Genomic DNA, 18998 nt, shown 5'->3' with positions numbered 1-18998 from the left:
GTGAGCAACTTTGCCCGGTGGGCACTTTGCCCCTGGTGCGATCATGCCCGGATGACCACCACCGCCGATTGGTACGTCGACTTCGCCGACCGTCAGGCCCGGGGCAGCTCCCCCACCTACGAGCGCCTCACCCGCGAGATCGCCCGCGACGACGAACTGCTCGCCCTGCTCGACACGGTGCCCGAGCCCAAACGCCAGCCCAACCTGCTGCTCGCCGTCGTGCGCCTGCTGGGCGGCCCGGTCGAGAACCACCCGGCGTTCCGCTCGTACGTCGTCACGCGCTGGGCGGCTGTCGCAACCGAACTGCGCCGCCGGGCCACCCAGACCAACGAGATCGGCCGCTCCGCGCTGCTGCTGCCCGTGCTGGCCGAGCTTCCGCAGCCCCTGGCCCTGCTCGAAGTGGGCGCGTCGGCCGGTCTCAACCTCTACCTGGACCGCTACTCGTACGACTACGACGGCGTCCGGCTCGGCACCTCGGGCCCGGTGCTCCCGTGCCACCTCACCGGCCGTACGCCGCCCACCGCGCTGCCGACGGTCACCTGGCGGGCCGGCCTGGATCTCAACCCGCTCGACATCACCGATGCGGACGACCGGGCGTGGCTGGAGGCCCTGATCTGGCCCGAGCACGACCACCGCCGCGACCGGCTGCGGGCCGCCGCCGAGATCGCCGCGGCCGACCCACCCCGGCTGGTCCGCGGCGACCTCGTCGACGACCTGCCCGCCCTGGCCGCCGAGGCCCCCGCCGACGCCACGCTGGTCGTCTTTCACACGTCGGTGCTCTATCAGGTGCCGGCCGACCGCCGCGCGGCGTTCATCGCGCTGACCGTGACCCTGCCCGGCCACTGGCTGGCCGCCGAGGACCCGGAGGTCACCGGTCACCCCGGCCGCCCCGCCGACGGCCTGCACAAGAACGTGCTGAGCCTGGACGGCCGCCCCTTGGCCTGGACCGAGGGACACGGCCGCAGCATGTCCTGGTTCTAGGTGCTAGAGGGCTGCGCCGGCCCGGGTCAGCACGACGTTGAGCACCCGGGCCGCCGTCTCCCGGTCGGGAGCGGGCAGGTCGCCCCACAGCGAGTCGGTGATGCGGCTTGTGGCGGCCCGCACCGACCGCCACACCTCGAGGCCGCGATCGGTCGGCGCCACCGTGAGGCCGGCGGTGGTGACGACAAGGCCGGCCGCGGCCAGGGCGACGAGATGCTCGCGGGCCACCGGCTCGGCCACCCGCAAGGCCTCGGCGACGCGGACGGCCAGCGCGGCCGGCGAGAGCGTCCCCTCGGCCAGCACGGTCAGGGTCAGGGTGACCCATTGCGGCTCGGTCAGGCCGGTGCCGGCCAGTTCGCGGTCGAGCAGGGCGTTGAGGGCCTTCTCGGTGCGGCCGATGAGCTGCGGCCCGAACGGGATCGTGGTCATGTCTCTCCTCATCATTAGTGGCACTAACGCTAAATAGTTAGTCCGACTAACGCAAGTGGTAGGGTGCCGAGGTGGAGAACATCGGGGCCGAGCGCCTGCGCACGCTGCGCACCCGGCTGCTGTCGATGGCCGCGGTGCGCTCGGACCGCCGGGTCAACGAGGAACTGGCCCGGGCCGGTGCCCGCAAATGGCACTACGCGGTCCTGGCCGCGCTCGACGAGTCCGGCCCGGCCAGCCAGGCCCAGCTCAGCGACCGCACCGGCATCTACCGCAGCGACCTGGTCGCCGTCATCACCGAGCTCACCGAGCGCGAGCAGGTCTCCCGCGCCCCAGACCCGGCCGACCGCCGCCGCAACCTGATCGAGCTCACTCCGACCGGCCGCCACCAGCTGCACCACCTCGACACGATCCTGGCCGCAGTCGACGACGAGGTGTTCGCCCCGCTCAGCCCGGAGCAGCGGGAACAGCTGTCCCGGTTGCTGACGCTCATGCTGGACCCACCAGCGTCTTGAGGCTCCCTTCCGGGCGCGGCAAGCCGTACCGTGACGACGTGAACAACTCGATGCCGGCCCCGTCCGCGCCGGCGATCCCGTGACTGCGCAGCTCGAGCGGATGATCGCCGCTCAGTCCGGGGCGATCGCGCAGCTGGCCGCGTCGGAGGCGGCCGTGGAGGCGCGAGCACGGCTGGCCGGGGCGCGGCGGGTCTGGCTGATCGGCACGGGCACGAGCCTGCACGCGGCGGAACTGGGGGCCGCGGAACTGACCCGCAAGGGCATCGACGCCCGGTGGATCGCAGCCAACGCGTTCGACCGGGAGTTGCTGCGCGACGGTGACGCGGCCGTCGTGATCACTCACACCGGTCACACCGCGTACGCGCGGCGCAGTCGTGCCCTGCTCCTGGAGGCCGGCGTCCCCCTGGTGTCGATCACCGGACCCGAGGTGGACTGGCCGGAGGCCGTACGGACGCCGGTGGCCGAGGTCTCGGAGACCTACACGGTCAGTTACACAACCGCGCTCGTCGTGCTGGCCGGGCTGGCCGGGGCCACGACGGCGTCGATCCGGGCGGTCGCCGCGGCCTTGGAGCCGGAGGACGACGACGTTCCGATGCCGGCCCGGGCGATGGCGATCGTCGGGCCCGGGTCGTGGTCGGTGACGGCCCGGGAGGGGGCGCTGAAGATCCGCGAGGGGGCGCGGATCCTGTGCGAGGGCTTCGATCCCGATCGGTTGCTGCACGGCGGCGCCGTTCCCTACACGCCGGCTGACACCCTGCTCGTCCTGCAACCGGACGAGCTCACCAGCGGTCTCCGGCACGCCGCCCGGCTCGAACGGATGGCGGTGACCACGTGGACCAGCACGGTCGAGACCGGGTCGCCGCTGCTGGACCAGATCCCGATGACCGTACGGCTGCAGCGGCTGGCCCTGCGCTTCGCCCGGCTGCGCGGCCAGGACGCCGACGTCGCCATCACGGGTGCGTGGGCCGATTCGGAGTTGTGGCCGGACTAACCGGGCGATCACCTCGGTCCGTTCGTGGTCACGCCCCAGGTCGAACGCGGCCCGGCGTCGGACTCCCCCACCGTACGGATGTGCTCGAAAGCCGCTCGGGTCGGGGCGAACGTGCCTTCCAGCGCGGCCACGACTTCGCGGCCAAGGAGCCGTTGCACGCCATGCATCGGTAGGCGGCGGCGTCGCCGTCGTCGCCCTCGGCCGCTGTGATCTGCCCGCCGCGATGCCGCTCCGCCTGCTGATCAACCTGCCCTTCCGAATCCCGGCCACATTGATGGCCATCAACACTGGACACGGATAGTAAAACTAACTAATAATCGTCCTCCCCCGATATCCCCAGTGGAGGACGTCAATGCGCCGCTCCCGCAAACTGTTCCTGTCCGCCGCCACCGCGGTCGTTGCCGCGGGCCTGGCCCTCTACGGCGTCAGCCCGGCCGGCGCCGCCGCCACCACCGCCACGTTCGCCAAGGTCTCCGACTGGGGATCGGGCTGGCAGGGCGAATTCACGATCACGAACGGCGCCGGCGCCGCCCTGACCGGTTGGAAACTCGAGTTCACGATGCCGCCCGGCACGAGCGTCGGCTCGTACTGGGACGCGCTGCTCACCACGAGCGGGCAGCGTTACACGTTCACCAACCGCGAGTACAACGGCCGCATCGCGGGCGGCCAGTCGGTGAAGTTCGGCTTCGTCGGCACAGGCTCGGGCGCCCCGGCGGGGTGTCTGCTCAACGGCGTGGCGTGTACTGGAACGGTGACCCCGCCGACCACACCCCCCACCACCACAGCGCCCCCGGCCGGCACGACCCCGGCCGCCAAGAACGGCCTGCTCAGGGTGTGCGGCCGGCAGCTCTGCAACGCGCAGGGCAAGGCCGTCCAGCTGCGCGGCATGAGCACCCACGGCCTGCAGTGGTACGCGAACTGCGTCAACGACGCCTCGTTGAACGTGCTGGCCGGCGAGTGGAACGCCGACGTCCTGCGGATCTCGATGTACATCCAGGAGGGCGGCTACGAGACCGATCCGGCCGGCTACACCGCCAAGGTCAACGACCTGATCGAGAAGGCCACCGCCCGCGGCCTGTACGCGATCGTCGACTGGCACATGCTCTCGCCGGGCGACCCCAACTACAACCTGGCCCGGGCCCGGACGTTCTTCACCGCCGTGGCCGCGCGGCACAAGGACAAGACCAACATCCTGTACGAGATCGCCAACGAGCCCAGCGACGTCCCCTGGTCGGCCATCAAGTCGTACGCGGACCAGATCATCCCGGTCATCCGCGCGCAGGACCCGGACGGCGTGGTGCTGGTCGGTACCGAGGACTGGTCGTCGCTGGGCGCCTCGGGCGACGGTCAGGGCGTGGCCCGCATCCAGGCCGCCCCGGTCAACGCCGCGAACATCATGTACACGTTCCACTTCTACGCGGCCTCGCACGACGACTACTACCTGAACACGTTCCGGGACGCGATCGCCAAGCTGCCGATGTTCGTGACCGAGTTCGGCACCCAGCAGGCGTCCGGCGACGGCGGCAACAACTTCGCCATGGCCCAGCGCTACCTCGACCTCATGCAGCAGCACAAGGTCAGCTGGGTCAACTGGAACTACTCCGACGACATGCGCACCGGCGCCGTCTTCACCCCGGGCACCTGCAACGCAGGCGCCTACTCGGGCACGGCCCGGCTGAAGGAGGCCGGGGTCTGGATCCGCGACCGGATCCGCACCCCCGACGACTTCTGAACGGACCCGGATGACGGCAGACTGATCGTTCATGCGCCACTACTCGGTTCACCTCGACCACGGAACTGTCGCCGTCTACGGGCATTGGGGAAGGCCGCTGCTGGTCTTCCCCACCGAGAAGGGTGACGCCTGGGAGTGGGCCCGGAACGGGATGGTGGCCGAGGTCGACAGCCTGATCGAGGCCGGCCGGGTGAAGCTGTACTGCGTCGACTCGTTCGACGCGGGCACCTGGTCGGCCCACCACCTGCCGCTGGAGGAACGGGCGCGCAACCACGAGGCGTACGAGTCCTGGATCCTCGACCGGGTCGTGCCGCACATCCGCGAGGACAGCGGCCACGAGGCCGAGATCGCGACGGCCGGCTGCTCGCTCGGCGCCTACCACGCGCTCAACGTCGCGTTCCGCCGCGCCGACCTCTTCCCGCTGGCGCTGTGCTTCTCGGGCAACTACGACCCCGGCACGTGGAACGCGTGGGGCGAACGGGGCAACGCCGTCTACTTCAACAACCCCACCGACTACGTGGCGCACCTGCACGGCGACCACCTCGACTGGCTGCGCGCACAGTTGTCGATCCTGCTGGTCTGCGGCCAGGGCCGCTGGGAGGACACCACCGGCGCGCTGGCCTCCACCCCGCACCTGGCCCGGCTGCTGCGCGACAAGGGTATCCCGCACGAACTCGACATGTGGGGCGTGGACACGCCGCACGACTGGCCCTCCTGGCGGGCCCAGCTGATCAAGCACCTTCCTCGCTTCTGCTGAAACTCAGCGCTGCTCAGGAATCGCCGGATCCGGCCGACAAGGCTGGCATGCGGATCGGGGCGGCACCTCGGGTGATCTCGGGAGCCGCGATCGTTCTCACCGTGCTCTTCGCGGGCACGCACATGCTCACGGGCGAGCCGCTGTGGATGTCCGCCGTGACGCTCAACGGCGTCTACCTGAGCGCGACCGGCCTCGTGGTCGCGCGCGCGATCCTCGTGCGGTCGCACCGCGTCGCCTGGGCGCTGATCGGGGCCGGGTTGTGCTGCTACTCGGCCGGCACGGCGTACACGTGGGCGGTGCAGTGGCGGGGCGGCCAACTGCCCTACCCGTCGCCGGCCGATCTGGCCTGGCTGAGCTTCTACCCCCTCGCGTACTGCGGGATCCTCGGGTTCTTCGGCCGCCGGTGGCCGTCGCGACGGCTCGTGCTGGACGGGGCGATCGCCGGGCTGGGCGGCGCCGCGCTGTTCTCGGTCGTGGTGGTCGACGTCCTGCTCGGCAGCTCCAGCGGGCAGGGACTGGCCCAAGTCGTGACGCTGAGTTACCCGCTCGGCGATTCGTTGCTGCTGGGCACCCTGGTCTGCCAGGTGACGGCGGGGCAGGCGGCCGCACGGCGCAATCCGGCGCTGATCGCCGGCATCGCCCTGTTCGTGCTGGCCGACACCGGCTACGTGGTGCTCTCGGCCCAGGGCCTTTACACCTCCGGCGGGCCCGTCAACGTGCTCTACCTGGCCGGGCTCACGCTGATCGGCATGGCCGCGTGGAACGGGGCCGGCACCTCGGCCCCCGTACGAGCCGCGGCGCCTCGGATGGCCGTGCCGATCTCGTTCGCGGTCGGCGCGCTGGTGCTGCTGACCGTGGCCACCCGCGTCCGGCTGTCGGCGGTCACCGTGGCCCTGGCCGGGATGACGCTCGTGCTGGTCGTGGCGCGTGTCTTCGTGGCGTTGCGCGAGCTCGAGTCGGTCGGCCGGGAACGGCACAGCGAGGCCCGCCGGGACCCGCTGACCGGGCTGGCCAACCGCCGGGCGGTGCACGAATACATCGATCAACTGCTTGCCCGTACGGCGCGCCGCCCGATCGCCGTGCTCCTGCTCGACCTCGACAAGTTCAAGGAGGTCAACGACTCGTACGGGCATCCCGCGGGCGACCAGTTGCTGCAGCTCGCCTCGGCCCGGCTCCAGCAGGTGACCCGGCACACCGACCTGCTGGGCCGGCTCGGCGGCGACGAGTTCGTGCTGGTCATGTCGAGCGAGACCCTGACCCCGGACGAGGCCACCCGGCTGGCCGGCCGGATCCGGGCCGAGCTGCTCAAGCCGTTCCTGATCGACGGCGTGCAGATCACCATCGACGTCAGCATCGGCATCGCGCACGAGGTCGGGGAGGACGCGGACTCGCTGTTCCAGCACGCCGACATCGCCATGTACAACGCCAAGCGGGCCGGCGGCGGGCACGTCGTCTATCAGCGCAACGACGACCAGGAGTCGCGGCTGCGCCTCGAACTGACCACCGCGCTCCGCCGCGACGTCACCACCGCGGCGATGATCCTGCACTACCAGCCCAAGCTCGACCTGCGCACGGGGACGGTCAGGGGTTTCGAGGCGCTGGTGCGCTGGCAGCACGCCGAGCGGGGGCTGCTCATGCCCGACGTCTTCCTGCCCGTGGCCGAGCAGAACGGCCTGATGTCGGCGCTCACCCACAACGTGCTGACGCAGGCGATCCGCGAGTGCGCCCGCTGGCACGCCGAGGGCCGCCGGGTCTCCGTCGCGGTCAACGCGTCAGCCACCGACCTGCGGTTCGAGTGCTTCCCGCAGCAGATCCTGGACCTGCTGGACGAGCACGGGCTGCCGGCCAAGGCGCTCACCATCGAGATCACCGAGACGATGATGCTGAGCGACTGGGCCACCACCGACCGGGTGCTCGACCGGCTCACCTCGATGGGCGTCCGGGTGTCGATCGACGACTACGGCACCCACCACTCGACCCTGTCGTACCTGCGGCGGCTGCACACCGCGGCCGAGCTCAAGCTGGATCGGTCGTTCATCGCCGACATGCTGACCGCGCCCCGGTCGGCGGCCATCGTGCGCTCGACCATCGACCTCGCGCACAACCTGGGCATCACGGTGGTGGCCGAGGGCGTGGAGGACGCGCAGACCCTGCACACGCTGCGCGAGTGGGGCTGCGACCAGGCGCAGGGCTACCACATCGGCCGCCCTGCGCCCGCAGCCGCGCTCCGGCCTCAGTTCGCGCAGCCCTGAAACCGGCGCGGGCCGCGCCCGGGCCGCGCCCTCAGTTCGCGAAGTCGTGGGTCAGCCAGACCCGGCCGTCGGCGCCGCGGGTGACGGCCAGCCCGATCCGGGTGAAGCCCGGGTTGAGCAGGTTCTTGCGGTGGCCGTCGTTGGGTGGCGTCTCGGCCAGCATCAGGTCGGTCAGCCCGTTCGCGGCGGCCAGGATCGAGGCCGCGTTGTTCGAGGCGTTGCCCTGCCCGACGTTCTCCCCGGCCGACCTCCAGTTGACGCCGGCCGCGGTGAAGCGCTCGCCCAGTCCGGCCTCGCCCGGGCACTGGTGCGAGAGGCCGCAGCCGCCGGCCATGAGCGCGGTGTGCGCCACGGCCGCCCGGGTCAGGCCGGCGTCCAGCACGTACGGGGTCAGGTTGCTCGCGCTGCGGGCGGCGTTGATGTGGGCCAGCGCCTGCTCGATCACGGAGTCACCGGCCGGTGGGGTCGTCGGGGCCACGGTCGCCGGCGGGGCGGTCGTCGGCGGCACCGCGGTCGTGGGGACCACGGTCGGCGTCGGCGTCGGCTTCGGCGCGGTGGTGGTGGGCGGCGCCGTCGTCGGGGTGCGGGTCGGCCGGGTGCGGCGCGCCTGCTGTTCGTAGCCGTCGGCCAGCCGGGTCGCCCGGCCCAGAGCCGCCGCCGGGTCCACCGAACGGGTGGGGGCCGCCTGGGGCCGGTGGGGGCTGCTCTTGGTGGTCTGGGCCGAGGCGATCCCGGCGGCACCCGCCCCGAGCACACCGAGGGCAACGGTGGCCAGAACAAGCGAGCGGGTACGGACAGGCCTGCGGTGACGCGTACGCAAGGGTGGGGTCCTCATCGATCGAAATCAGCGCGCCGGTGGGAACGCCGCGAGGAACTCTGCTCTTCCCTGCCCCGGACCGCACCTTTTCTGAGGAAAACTTAAAGATCGATGCCCTCGCCAACAGCGCCCCGAATGCCCGGTTCGCGGATAGTCTGACCACGTGCACTTGATCGTCGAGGTGGGCAGCCAGCTCGATCCGGAGGTGGCGTGGCCCGAAGGGGCCGCGCTGACCATGTTCGCCGGTGAGCCCGTGCAGCTGATGCTCTTCCTGAGCAGGCCGCACGAACTGGAGGTGCAGGCCGTCACGGCCGCGCCGACACAGTTCGCGTGGGTCGACAGTGAGCACGCGGGCGTGCTGCTCTATCGGCTGGGCCCGGTGCTGTCGTGGTCCGAGGCCACCTACACCCCGCATCTGTTCGAGCCGGACGAGGGCCTGCCCAGCGTCGACGACGACGCGGTGGTGCAGATCGTGCTGGTCGACCGGGACACCAACATCGTCAAGGCGCTGCACCGGGTGCGCTGGCCGGAGGAGTTCGCGGCGGCCGTGCGGGCGTCGGTGACGCGCATGCGGGACACGCCGTACAGCCCGCTGGCGTACGAGCACGCCTTGGCGGCACTGCACCGGCGCTACCCGTCGCCCGAGGACATGGTGGTCGACCGGGCCGACGCCCACTGCATCGCCCAGCCGGTCAACGGCGGCCCGGGCTGACCAGGCCGTTCTCGTAGCCGAAGACCACCGCGTGCACCCGGTCGCGCAGCTTGAGCTTGTGCAGGATCCGGCTCACGTGGGTCTTGATGGTCTGCTCGGCGATGAACAGCTCCTTGGCGATCTCGGCGTTGGACATGCCCATCGCCACGTGCCGCAGCACCTCGCGTTCCCGGTCGGTCAGCGCGTTGAGCGCGGTCGAGGGGGCGGTGGGCTGGGTGTCCACGAAGTTCTCGATCAGGCGGCGGGTGATCCGCGGGGACAGCAGGGCCTCACTGTCGGCCACGACCCGTACGGCGCGCATCAGCTCCTCGGGTTCGCTGTCCTTGAGCAGGAACCCGCTGGCGCCCGACCGCAACGCCTCGTAGACGTAGTCGTCGATGTCGAACGTGGTCAGCATCAGCACCTTGGGGGTGGCGCCGCCCGCGCCGAGGATCTCGCGGGTCGCGGCCAGCCCGTCCAGCTCGGGCATGCGCACGTCCATCAGCACCACGTCGGGCCGCAGGCTACGGGTGCGCTCGACCGCCACCCGCCCGTTCTCGGCCTCGCCGACCACCGACAGGTCGGGCTGCGAGTCGAGGATCGCGTGGATCCCCGCGCGGATCATCGGCTGGTCGTCGACGACGAGAACCCGGATCATGACGTGCCTTCCTCGAGGGGGAACTGGGCGACCACCAGGTAGCCGCCTTCGGGACGCGCGCCGGTCGTCACCGAGCCGCCGGCCAGCCGGGCCCGCTCCCGCATGCCGACCAGGCCGTGGCCGGGCGCGTGACCGTCCTCGATCGGCCGCGGCACCTGGGTGGGCAGGTCGTTCTCGACCACGACCTTGAGCGTGCCGTCGCCGACCGTCACGGTCACCCGGGCCGGCGCTCCCGGGGCGTGCCGCACGACATTGCTCAGGGACTCCTGCACGATCCGGTACGCAGCCAGTCCCACCGTATCGGGCAGGTCCACCGATCTCAGGTCGCCCGCCACGTCGAGCTCGACCGGGACGCCCCCGCGCCGGGCCGAGCCGGCCAGCGCTTCGAGGTGTTCCAGGTCGGGCATCGGGCGCAGTTCCCGTTCGGCGTCCTCGTCGCGCAGCAGGGCCAGCAGCTGCCGCATCTCGCGCAGCGCACCACGGGTGCCCGCGGCGATCCGGCCGAACTCCTCGCGCGACTCCTGATCCAGGTTCTCGATCCGGTACGCCGCCGAGGTGGCCTGCATGTGGATGACCGACATGCTGTGCGCGACCACGTCGTGCAGCTCGCGGGCGATCCGGTTGCGCTCCTCGACGAGAGCCCGCTGAGCCTGCTCGAGCTCGACGTCGCGCTGCGCCTCGGCCAGCTGGCGGCGCGCGGCCTCGCGCTGGCTCCACGCGATCATGCCGAAGACCACCAGCACCGACGTGGTGGCGTACAGGGTCAAGGAGGCATCGCCGTCCTCGAGCTCGCGGCCGCGGGGGTCGGCCAGCGTCAGCGCGATGCAGCTCAGCGCACTGGCCCACCAGGCCAGCACGGCGTCGCGCCAGGGCCGGGTCACGCCGATCACGGCGATGTGCGCGATCAGCAGCAGCATCACCGGCAGCGGCAGCGGCCACAGCCCGGTGCCGGGCGGCTGCACCCAGGCGAACAAACCGACGCCGGCCAGCTGCAGCGTGAGGGCGGGCCAGGTCTGGCGCAGGGCGAGCGGCAGGGCCACGCACTGGGCGGTGGCCGCGGCGTACGAGACCAGCAACGGCACGTCGTAGATCGACGTCATCAGCAGCGACGTGACGACCAGCAGGAAACCGGCGACGGCGCCCACGACGAGCACCCACACCCGCCGCACCGGTTCCGCCCGCGTCACGTCCACACCGCGACCGTACCTATGTGATCTTGCCAGTGGCGTCCCGCCCGCGAGCCATCCCACCCCCTACCACGGAGCTACAGCGAACCGCTCCGCGGACGGACGCCACGTGAGGGACCTGCCCCGGATCGTTCTCGGCAACGGAGAACCACCTGACGGAAGGCAGCACACCATGCGCATCCTCATCGGCGCCGACACCTACGCGCCCCACGTCAACGGGGCGTCGTACTTCGCCCAGCGCCTGGCCGTGGCCCTCAGCGCCCGGCACGAGGTGCACGTCGCCGCGCCGTCGACGCGGTCGCGCAGCTTCACCGGCATGACCCGCGAGGGCATCGTCGAGCACCGGGTCCGGTCGCTGGCGGTGCCCGGCCACCCCGGCTTCCGGTTCTGCCCGCCGGTCGGGTTGCGGGCCGCGGCCCGGCGCATCCTCGACGAGGTCAAGCCGGACGTGGTGCACGTGCAGAGCCACTTCCCGCTGTGCCGGGCGCTGATCGACGCCGCCGGCGAGCGGGGGGTCCTGGTCATCGCGACCAACCACTTCATGCCCGAGAACCTGACGCACTACCTGCCGATCGGCCGCGGCGGCCGGACCGCGGTGCACGAGTGGGCGTGGCGCGACGCGGCCCGCGTGTTCACCCGGGCCGACGTCGTCACCGCCCCCACCCCGTACGCGGCCGCTTTGGCCACGGTGGCCGGCGTGCCCGGCCCGGTGCTCCCGCTGTCCAACGGCATCGACCTGAACCGGTTCCGCGAGCAGGCCACGGCGGGCGAGTTCCGGCTGCGCTACGGCGTCCCGGACAAACCCACCGTCACGTACGTGGGACGCCTCGACGCCGAGAAGAACCTCGACGTCGTGATCCGCGCCTTCGCCGCCGTGCGCCGCGGCCTCGACGCGCACCTGCTGATCGTCGGGGCGGGCGCCGAACGGCGTGCGCTCACCCTGCTGGCCGCCGAGCGTGGCGTCAGCGAGCACGTGACGTTCACCGGCTTCGTCGCCGATGCGGACCTTCCGTCCGCGTACGCGGCCACGACGGTCTTCGTCAACGCGGGCACCGCCGAGCTGCAGAGCCTGGTCACCCTGGAGGCCATGGCCAGCGGCCGCCCGGTGGTGGGGGCCGACGCCGCGGCCCTGCCGCACCTGGTGCTGAACGACGAGACCGGCTACCTGTTCCCGCCCGGCGACGACGACGCGCTGGCCGATCGGCTGGTCCGGCTGCTGGGCGACCCCGGGCTGGCTGCACGTCTGGGACGCCGGGCCCGGGCCGTGGCCGAACAGCACGACGAGGTGCGCACGGTGGCGGCGTTCGAGCAGCTGTACGCGATCCGTCCGGCGCCCGCCGGGGAAATGGTCGCGGTGTGAGCGGCGGGCTCGGCGTCGCACGGCCGGCCCTGGCGGTGTCCGCCGTCGCCGGGGCCGGCCTGCTGGTCATCGGCGACGTGGACCCGTTGCACGAGATGGTCAGCAATGCGATCCGCACCGGACCGGGGGCGTTCCTGCTCACGGTGGCGACGTGCGGGCTGGCCACGGCCGGGCTCGGGTTGCTGGCGGGCACCCGGCGGGCCCTGCCCCGTACTTGGGTGCTGACCGCGCTGTTGTCGGTGTGGAGCGTGGCGCTGGTGCTGGTGGCGTTCTTCCCGACGAACCTGCCCGGCACCGAACCCGATGTCCCGGCCGTCGTGCACCGCTACAGCGCCGCCGTCATGGCGATCCTGCCCCCGGTGGTCGCGCTGCTGCTGGCCCGGCTGGCCCCGACGCCCCGGGCCCGGCGCCTGCGCACCGCGGGGCTGGCCACGGTGGCGGCCGGCCTCGCGTTCGGGGCCTCGCACCTCACGGGGCTGTTGCCGTACGGGGGGCTCTTCGAGCGGATCCTGCTCGCGCTGATCCTGGTGGTGGTGGGGCTGTCGATCGGGGTGGTGGCCGAGGCCTCGTCGCACTCCGGCGGCTCCGCGCTCGCCACTGCCGGCGGCTCAGCGCTCGCCCCGCGCGGCGGCTCAGCGCTCGCGGACGCGGGTGGTGATCGCCTCGCCCAGCTCGGCCGTGGTGCCCTTGCCATGCAGGTCGGGGGTGAGCGGGGCCTCGGCCGGGCCCAGCGCCAGCACGTCCTCGACGGCTCCCAGCAGATGCGCGGCCGCCTCGGGGTGGCCCAGGTGGTCGAGCATCATCGAGCCGCACCAGATCTGGCCGACCGGGTTGGCGATGCCCCGGCCCGCGATGTCGGGGGCGGAACCGTGCACCGGCTCGAACAGGCTGGGATGGGCGCGATCAGGGTTGATGTTGGCGCTCGGGGCGATGCCGAGCGTGCCGGTGCAGGCCGGGCCCAGATCGGACAGGATGTCGCCGAACAGGTTGCTGGCCACCACGACGTCGAACCGCTCCGGGTGCAGCACGAACTGCGCGGCCAGGGCGTCGATGTGGAACTTGTCCACCCGTACGGCGGGGAACTGCTCCTTCATCGCGGCCACGCGCTCGTCCCAGTACGGCATGGAGATCGAGATGCCGTTGCTCTTGGTGGCCGAGGTCAGATGCTGCTCGGGGCGGCGGGCGGCCTGCTCGAAGGCGAACCGCAGCACCCGGTCGACGCCGACGCGGGTCATCACCGTCTCATGCAGCACGGTCTCCCGGTCGGTGCCCTCGAAGATGCGGCCGCCGATGCTTGAGTACTCGCCCTCGGTGTTCTCGCGCACGACGACGAAGTCGATGTCGCCCGGCTCGCGACCCGCGAGAGGGCTGCGGACACCGGGCATGAGCCGGCACGGGCGCAGGTTGACGTACTGGTCGAAGGTGCGGCGGATCTGCAACAGGCTGCCCCACAGCGAGATGTGGTCGGGCACCACCTCGGGCCAGCCGACGGCGCCGAAGTAGATGGCGTCGTACCGGCGCAGGGTCTCCTCCCAGTCGGGCGGCAGCATCGTGCCGTGGCGCTGCCAGTGCGCGGCGCTGGCGAAGTCGAAGACGTCGAACTCGAGCGTGAGGCCGAACCGGTCGGCGGTCGCGCGGAGGGCGTCGACCCCGGCCGGCACGACCTCGAGGCCGATGCCGTCACCGGGAACGACGGCGATGCGATGTGCGGTCACTCCGCCTCCCTGCTTGCTCACGGCGTGTCCCCGCCTGCCCTCGGCGTCTCTCTGAGCGCGGCGAGCCCGCCCTGCGCGTCTTCGAGCGCGAGACGTTCGGCGGTCGCGGAGTCACCGGCGCGCAGGGCGCGGACCAGGGCGCGGTGGCTGGTGTACCTCTCCAGGCCGAACGTGTCGTCCTCGGCCACCTTGCGCAGCACGAGCTCGCGGCGGTGGGGGCGGCTGAAGACGCGGCTCTGTTCGAGCATGCGCACGAGCACCGGGTTGTGCGCGCAGGCGTTCACGGTGTCGTTGAACTCCTGCATGGTGTCAAGCAGATCGGCCAGGTGCCGGTCGGCCGGCTGGCCCTGCCGGCGCCGCTCCTTGGCCAGGATCAGCAGGTCGTCGGCGCGGTCCAGGACGGTGTCGAGCGCGTCGAGCTGAGCCGCGGTGGCGTGCCGGGCGGCGAACCGGGCGACCAGGCCGCGCAGGCCGACCTCGACCTCGGCCAAGTCGTCGATGGCGGCGTCGCGGATCGCGGCGACCAGCACCGTACGGGGGCCGATGCGCTCGATCAGCCCGTCCAGCTCGAGTCGGCGCAGAGCCTCACGGACCGGGGTGGGGCTGATCGCGAGGCGCTCGGCCATGCCGCGCTCGGTGACCTTCTGCCCCGGGGCGAGCTCGCCGCTGGCGATGGCGGTGCGGACATGACGGTACGCCTGATCGGCGAGCGTCTCGGTTTCTTCGCTCGGCATGTCGGCACTGTAACGCATGCTGTTTGGAAACGCCGATGCCACTGTTGACTCTTTTGCTATAGCAAAATAGCGTGACGGCGGACACAGGGAGGCGACATGACCGAAACACCACTGCACCCCTCCTACCGCAAAATCACCTTCTTCATCGCCCTGACGCTGTTCGCGCAGGAGTCGACCTGGAACTTCTACGACAACCAGGTGCCCGTCCTGCTGCGCGAACACGTCGCCAGCGCGGCCCTGGTCGGCGCGCTGATGGGCATGGACAACCTGCTCGGGATCTTCATCCAGCCCTGGATCGGCAACCGGTCCGACAACACCCGCACCCGCTGGGGCCGCCGCATCCCGTACCTCGCCGTGGGCATGCCGGTGGCGGCAGTGCTGTTCGTGTTCCTGCCCTGGACCACGTCGGCCGCCGTGCTGATCGCCGTGATGGTCGGCTACGCGCTGGTCGCCAACACCATGCGCCCCCTGGCGGAGTCGCTGGTCCCCGACTTCATCCCGCCCGCGCGCCGCAGCCGGGCCAATGCCATCGTCAAGATCGCGGCCGCGCTGACCATCATCGTCGCCTCCCTGATCAGCCTGCTCCTGGTGGACGACCACCCCCACGCGGCGTTCGCCGTCCCGTCAGTGATCCTGCTGCTCGTCACGGCCGTCGTCGTGGGGAAGGTGCGCGACAACGAATCCCCCGGCTACCGCGACGCCGCCGAAGCCCCCCGCGTCCCGTTCCGCTCGGTCGTCACCGACCTCCTGACCGACCCCGACCGCCGCCGCCTGCTCCTGCTGCTCACCGTCATGCTCTTCGGCGGCGCCTGGTTCGCCTCGCGGTCCCTGATCACCCCGTACGGCATGGAAGCTCTGGGTTTGACCCGCGGCGAGGCAGGCGGCCTGACCCTGCCCAGCGGCATCGCCTACGTGGCGGCCGCCTACCCCGCCGCCTTACTGGCCGAACGCTACGGCCGCCTCAAGACGATGGCCCTGGGTATGGCGGTCTTCGCCGCCGCCATGGCCGCCGGCGCCGTGGTGCAGACCGCCACCGCCACCGTCATCGTCTTCTGCGTAGCCGCCGTGGGCGCCGCCGGCTTCCTGATCAACGCCGCCGTGGCCCTGTGGAACCTGGCCCCCTCCAGCCAGGTACTCGGCACGTACACCGGCCTGTACGCCGTCACGTGGTACCTGGGCGGTTTCGGCGGGCCGGCCCTCGTCGGCGGCCTGGTCGACCTGACCGGCTGGAAGCTCATGCTGCTGCACATCGCCGTCCTGGCCGCCCTGGCCATCCTCGTGGTGGCCCGGCTGGGCCGCCTCCAGCGCCGGGCCACCACCCCGATCCTCAAATGACCGCCCTCCGCCACCCCATGCGCTGCACCCGCCGATCCGCCCCGGGATCCGCAGCCGGCCCCTCGTTCCCGCGACCCGCTTGCGCGGCCTCGGCCGCTCTCCGGCGTGGTCGGTCAGGGGCCAGCCGGGCCGGTGGGCGCGGGGCCGGCCTGATGGCCTCGTCCGGGCGGAGCCGAACGAACACCTGCACGCAACATGCGCAGTCCCTGCGCACGAATGAGCAGGTGTCACGCGGGCTTGAGTGAGCACTGGCCCACGCAGCACCGGGCGCAGTCATCCGGCGCCTTGATGCTTCCGACTGAACGAAGGGGTCCGATGCCGACCATTCTGATCACGACCGACTACTTGTCGCCGGGGGACGAGGTGGATGTCTACCTGACCGGGCTGGGCTTCACCACGCGCCACTCCCCCTTGCGCGGCTCGCGCAGCGCGGGCGAGCTCGTGGCTTTGCTGGACGGGGTCGAGGGGGCACTGATCGCAAACGAGCCGTTGAGCGCTCAGGTGCTCGAGCGTGCGCGTTCGTTGCGCGCGGTCGTGCGTACGGGCGTGGGTTATGACTCGGTGGACGTCGCGGCCGCCGGCAAGCTGGGCATCAGCGTGAGCAATCTGCCCGGCATCAACGCCAACGCGGTGGCCGAGTACACGATCGCGCTCCTGCTCGCGCAGGCGCGGGACCTGGTGGGCATGGCCGCGGGCGTCGCCGCCGGGGGCTGGCCGCGGCGCGACGGGTTCGAGCTGCGCGGCAAGACCCTGGGCATCATCGGGCGGGGCGCGGTGGCGCAACGGGTGCGCCCGCTGGCCGAGGCGTTCGGGATGACCGTCGTGGACGGCGACCTGGACACGGTGCTGCGCGAATCCGACTTCGTGTCCGTGCACACGGCGCTCAATGAACGAACACGCCACCTGATCGATGCTGCCGCCTTGGCCACGATGAAACCGTCGGCCCACCTGATCAACACCGCGCGCGGCCCCATCGTCGACTCGGCGGCGCTGGTGGCGGCCGTCCGGTCGGGGCAGATCGCGGGGGCCGCCCTGGACGTCGTGGACGTCGAGCCGCTGCCCGCGGACAGCCCGTTGCGCGGCGTGGACGGCATCACGGTCTATTCGCACATGGCCGGCCAGACCGCCGAGGCGCGCCGCGACGCCGGTCTGCTCGGCGCGCGCGAACTGGTGGCTGCGCTGGCCGGGAAGCCGCTTCACCGCATCAACGAACACGTCGAGGAGAACGCATGAAGGCGGATGTCGTTGTGGTCGGGGCCGGGCTGGCCGGCCTCGTGGCCACCGCGGAGCTGGCCGCGGCCGGGCGGTCGGTGATCCTGGTCGAGCAGGAACCCGCGCAGAGTCTCGGCGGGCAGGCGTTCTGGTCGTTCGGGGGGCTGTTCCTGGTCGGGTCGCCCGAGCAGCGGCGGATGGGCATCCGGGATTCGCCCGAGTTGGCCTGGCAGGACTGGCAGGACAACGCCGGGTTCGACCGGGCCGAGGACGAGTGGCCGCGGCGGTGGGCGAAGGCTTACGTGGACTGGGCGGCCGGCGGGAAACGGGCCTGGCTGCGGGAGAAGGGCATCAAGCTCTTCCCGATCGTGGGCTGGGCCGAGCGGGCCGGCAACTCGGTGCCGCGGTTCCACATCACGTGGGGGACGGGGCCGGGGGTGCTCGAGCCGTTCATCGCGGCCGCGGTCTCGTCGGGGCGCGTCCGGATCCTGTTCCGGCATCGGGTGGACGCCCTGGTCAAGACCGGTGGCACGGTCACCGGTGCGGCCGGGCGGGTGCTGGCCCCGAGCGACGTGGCCCGGGGTGAGGCGAGTTCCCGCGAGGAGACCGGGGACTTCACCATCGAGGCGCAGGCGGTGGTGGTGACCTCGGGCGGCATCGGGGGCAACCATGACCTCGTACGGGAGAACTGGCCCGCGAGTCTCGGCACGCCCCCGGCCCACCTGATCAGCGGCGTGCCCGCACACGTGGACGGCCGGATGCTGGGGATCGCCACGGCGGCCGGCGGCTCGGTGATCAACCCGGACCGGATGTGGCATTACGTCGAGGGCATCCAGAACTGGGACCCGATCTGGGATCGGCACGGCATCCGGATCCTGCCGGGGCCGTCGTCGCTGTGGCTGGACGCGCTGGGCCGCCGGCTGCCGGCGCCGCTCTACCCGGGTTTCGACACGCTGGGCGCGCTCGCGCATCTGCGGACCACCGGGCACGACCACAGCTGGTTCGTACTGACCCAGCGGATCATCGAGAAGGAGTTCGCGCTGTCCGGCTCGGAGCAGAACCCCGACCTGACCGGCCGCAGCGTGCGCCGGGTGCTGGGCCGGGTCCGCGGCGGGGCGCCCGCGCCGGTGGAGGCGTTCAAGCACAACGGGGCCGACTTCGTGGTCGCGGGCGACCTGGACGAGTTGGTCGAGGGCATGAACGCGCTGACCCCGGCGCCGCTGCTGGACCCGGTGGCGATCCGCCGCACGGTCGAGGGCCGCGACCGCGAACTGGACAACGCCTTCGGCAAGGATCTGCAGCTGGCCGCGATCCGCGGGCTCCGGGCCTATCGCGGCGACCGGCTGATGCGTACGGCCGCACCCCATCGCCTGCTCGACCCGGCCGCGGGCCCGTTGATCGCCGTCCGGCTGCACGTGCTGACCCGCAAATCGCTGGGCGGCCTGCACACCGACCTGGACGGGCGGGTGCTGGACGCCGCCGGGGCGCCGGTCCCGGGCCTGTACGCCGCGGGTGAGGCGGCAGGGTTCGGGGGCGGCGGCATGCACGGCTACCGCGCGCTGGAAGGCACGTTCCTGGGCGGTTGCCTGTTCTCCGGCCGCCAGGCCGCGCGCGGCGTCAACGCTCAGCTCTGAG

General features: G+C 71.9%; 18 protein-coding genes and 1 pseudogene. 12 read left to right on the top strand and 7 right to left on the bottom strand.

What is annotated here, in order from left to right; genetic code table 11:
• The first annotated feature begins 51 nt into the window (after positions 1-51).
• On the top strand, positions 52-981 hold the full coding sequence (locus tag BKA14_RS07700) for a DUF2332 domain-containing protein (protein ID WP_184950215.1): 930 nt from the start codon (positions 52-54) through the stop codon (positions 979-981).
• A gap of 3 nt (positions 982-984) precedes the next feature.
• Here BKA14_RS07700 and BKA14_RS07695 read toward each other — a convergent pair whose 3' ends face one another.
• Entirely contained in the window at positions 985-1410 is a 426-nt protein-coding gene (locus BKA14_RS07695) for a MarR family winged helix-turn-helix transcriptional regulator (protein WP_184950214.1), read from the bottom strand.
• 71 nt (positions 1411-1481) lie between these two features.
• Between BKA14_RS07695 and BKA14_RS07690 the strand changes: the two genes are divergently transcribed.
• Entirely contained in the window at positions 1482-1922 is a 441-nt protein-coding gene (locus BKA14_RS07690; protein WP_239092406.1) for a MarR family winged helix-turn-helix transcriptional regulator, read from the top strand.
• Positions 1923-2001: 79 nt separating this feature from the next.
• Positions 2002-2913, top strand: coding sequence for an SIS domain-containing protein (locus BKA14_RS07685; protein WP_184950213.1), 912 nt, complete (start codon positions 2002-2004; stop codon positions 2911-2913).
• An 8-nt stretch (positions 2914-2921) separates the two neighbouring features.
• Here BKA14_RS07685 and BKA14_RS07680 read toward each other — a convergent pair whose 3' ends face one another.
• The gene (locus BKA14_RS07680; RefSeq protein WP_184950212.1) at positions 2922-3071 is read right to left on the bottom strand and encodes a hypothetical protein; all 150 of its coding nucleotides are present in this window, start codon (positions 3069-3071) and stop codon (positions 2922-2924) included.
• A 194-nt stretch (positions 3072-3265) separates the two neighbouring features.
• Between BKA14_RS07680 and BKA14_RS07675 the strand changes: the two genes are divergently transcribed.
• From BKA14_RS07675 to BKA14_RS07665, 3 genes are read left to right on the top strand one after another with little or no spacing between them, the layout of a single operon-like run.
• Positions 3266-4645, top strand: coding sequence for a cellulase family glycosylhydrolase (locus tag BKA14_RS07675; protein WP_184950211.1), 1380 nt, complete (start codon positions 3266-3268; stop codon positions 4643-4645).
• Positions 4646-4676: 31 nt separating this feature from the next.
• Entirely contained in the window at positions 4677-5402 is a 726-nt protein-coding gene (locus BKA14_RS07670; protein WP_184950210.1) for an esterase family protein, read from the top strand.
• 47 nt (positions 5403-5449) lie between these two features.
• The gene (locus BKA14_RS07665) at positions 5450-7654 is read left to right on the top strand and encodes a putative bifunctional diguanylate cyclase/phosphodiesterase (protein ID WP_184950209.1); all 2205 of its coding nucleotides are present in this window, start codon (positions 5450-5452) and stop codon (positions 7652-7654) included.
• A gap of 31 nt (positions 7655-7685) precedes the next feature.
• Here the strand turns inward: BKA14_RS07665 and BKA14_RS07660 are convergent, their stop codons facing one another.
• Complete coding sequence (locus BKA14_RS07660) at positions 7686-8489, bottom strand: CAP domain-containing protein (RefSeq protein ID WP_203721948.1); 804 nt, start codon at positions 8487-8489, stop codon at positions 7686-7688.
• 145 nt (positions 8490-8634) lie between these two features.
• Here BKA14_RS07660 and BKA14_RS07655 point away from each other — a divergent pair, with 145 nt between their 5' ends.
• On the top strand, positions 8635-9183 hold the full coding sequence (locus tag BKA14_RS07655) for a hypothetical protein (RefSeq protein ID WP_239092407.1): 549 nt from the start codon (positions 8635-8637) through the stop codon (positions 9181-9183).
• Here BKA14_RS07655 and BKA14_RS07650 read toward each other — a convergent pair.
• Entirely contained in the window at positions 9164-9820 is a 657-nt protein-coding gene (locus BKA14_RS07650; RefSeq protein ID WP_184950208.1) for a response regulator, read from the bottom strand. The genes BKA14_RS07655 and BKA14_RS07650 overlap by 20 nt on opposite strands.
• Positions 9817-11013 (bottom strand): sensor histidine kinase, encoded by a 1197-nt coding sequence (locus BKA14_RS44940; protein ID WP_184950207.1) that lies wholly within the window; start codon positions 11011-11013, stop codon positions 9817-9819. Before BKA14_RS44940 ends, BKA14_RS07650 begins: the two co-directional genes overlap by 4 nt.
• Positions 11014-11179: 166 nt before the next feature.
• Here BKA14_RS44940 and BKA14_RS07640 point away from each other — a divergent pair, with 166 nt between their 5' ends.
• Both BKA14_RS07640 and BKA14_RS45505 read left to right on the top strand, forming a co-directional pair.
• The gene (locus BKA14_RS07640; RefSeq protein WP_184950206.1) at positions 11180-12367 is read left to right on the top strand and encodes a glycosyltransferase; all 1188 of its coding nucleotides are present in this window, start codon (positions 11180-11182) and stop codon (positions 12365-12367) included.
• Positions 12364-12846 (top strand): annotated as a pseudogene (locus BKA14_RS45505) (DUF998 domain-containing protein); the annotation flags it as partial. The gene BKA14_RS07640 and the pseudogene BKA14_RS45505, both read left to right, overlap by 4 nt.
• 153 nt (positions 12847-12999) lie before the next feature.
• Here the strand turns inward: BKA14_RS45505 and BKA14_RS07630 are convergent.
• Both BKA14_RS07630 and BKA14_RS07625 read right to left on the bottom strand, forming a co-directional pair.
• Entirely contained in the window at positions 13000-14082 is a 1083-nt protein-coding gene (locus BKA14_RS07630) for a tartrate dehydrogenase (RefSeq protein ID WP_184950205.1), read from the bottom strand.
• Positions 14083-14099: 17 nt separating this feature from the next.
• Entirely contained in the window at positions 14100-14816 is a 717-nt protein-coding gene (locus BKA14_RS07625) for a GntR family transcriptional regulator (protein ID WP_184950204.1), read from the bottom strand.
• A gap of 96 nt (positions 14817-14912) precedes the next feature.
• On the opposite strand from BKA14_RS07625, the gene BKA14_RS07620 reads away from it, so the two are divergent.
• The 3 genes from BKA14_RS07620 (at position 14913) to BKA14_RS07610 (ending at position 18997) form a co-directional block, all read left to right on the top strand.
• Positions 14913-16151, top strand: a complete 1239-nt coding sequence (locus tag BKA14_RS07620) for an MFS transporter (protein WP_184950203.1) — start codon at positions 14913-14915, stop codon at positions 16149-16151.
• Positions 16152-16466: 315 nt separating this feature from the next.
• Positions 16467-17384, top strand: coding sequence for an NAD(P)-dependent oxidoreductase (locus BKA14_RS07615; protein WP_184950202.1), 918 nt, complete (start codon positions 16467-16469; stop codon positions 17382-17384).
• The gene (locus BKA14_RS07610; protein WP_184950201.1) at positions 17381-18997 is read left to right on the top strand and encodes an FAD-binding dehydrogenase; all 1617 of its coding nucleotides are present in this window, start codon (positions 17381-17383) and stop codon (positions 18995-18997) included. Before BKA14_RS07615 ends, BKA14_RS07610 begins: the two co-directional genes overlap by 4 nt.
• Position 18998 lies beyond the last annotated feature (1 nt).

It is taken from the genome of Paractinoplanes abujensis (genome assembly GCF_014204895.1).
Lineage (GTDB): Bacteria > Actinomycetota > Actinomycetes > Mycobacteriales > Micromonosporaceae > Actinoplanes > Actinoplanes abujensis.
The sequence above is the reverse complement of the archived record's forward strand: the minus strand, read 5'-3'. Positions and strand labels throughout refer to the sequence as shown.

What these genes read in the sequence shown, in the direction of transcription:
- BKA14_RS07700 (WP_184950215.1), top strand. Translation starts at nt 52, where the DNA reads ATGACCACCACCGCCGATTGGTACGTCGACTTCGCCGACCGTCAGGCC.
- BKA14_RS07695 (WP_184950214.1), bottom strand. Translation starts at nt 1,410, where the DNA reads ATGACCACGATCCCGTTCGGGCCGCAGCTCATCGGCCGCACCGAGAAG.
- BKA14_RS07675 (WP_184950211.1), top strand. Translation starts at nt 3,266, where the DNA reads ATGCGCCGCTCCCGCAAACTGTTCCTGTCCGCCGCCACCGCGGTCGTT.
- BKA14_RS07670 (WP_184950210.1), top strand. Translation starts at nt 4,677, where the DNA reads ATGCGCCACTACTCGGTTCACCTCGACCACGGAACTGTCGCCGTCTAC.
- BKA14_RS07665 (WP_184950209.1), top strand. Translation starts at nt 5,450, where the DNA reads ATGCGGATCGGGGCGGCACCTCGGGTGATCTCGGGAGCCGCGATCGTT.
- BKA14_RS07660 (WP_203721948.1), bottom strand. Translation starts at nt 8,489, where the DNA reads ATGAGGACCCCACCCTTGCGTACGCGTCACCGCAGGCCTGTCCGTACC.
- BKA14_RS07650 (WP_184950208.1), bottom strand. Translation starts at nt 9,820, where the DNA reads ATGATCCGGGTTCTCGTCGTCGACGACCAGCCGATGATCCGCGCGGGG.
- BKA14_RS07640 (WP_184950206.1), top strand. Translation starts at nt 11,180, where the DNA reads ATGCGCATCCTCATCGGCGCCGACACCTACGCGCCCCACGTCAACGGG.
- BKA14_RS07625 (WP_184950204.1), bottom strand. Translation starts at nt 14,816, where the DNA reads ATGCCGAGCGAAGAAACCGAGACGCTCGCCGATCAGGCGTACCGTCAT.
- BKA14_RS07620 (WP_184950203.1), top strand. Translation starts at nt 14,913, where the DNA reads ATGACCGAAACACCACTGCACCCCTCCTACCGCAAAATCACCTTCTTC.
- BKA14_RS07615 (WP_184950202.1), top strand. Translation starts at nt 16,467, where the DNA reads ATGCCGACCATTCTGATCACGACCGACTACTTGTCGCCGGGGGACGAG.
- BKA14_RS07610 (WP_184950201.1), top strand. Translation starts at nt 17,381, where the DNA reads ATGAAGGCGGATGTCGTTGTGGTCGGGGCCGGGCTGGCCGGCCTCGTG.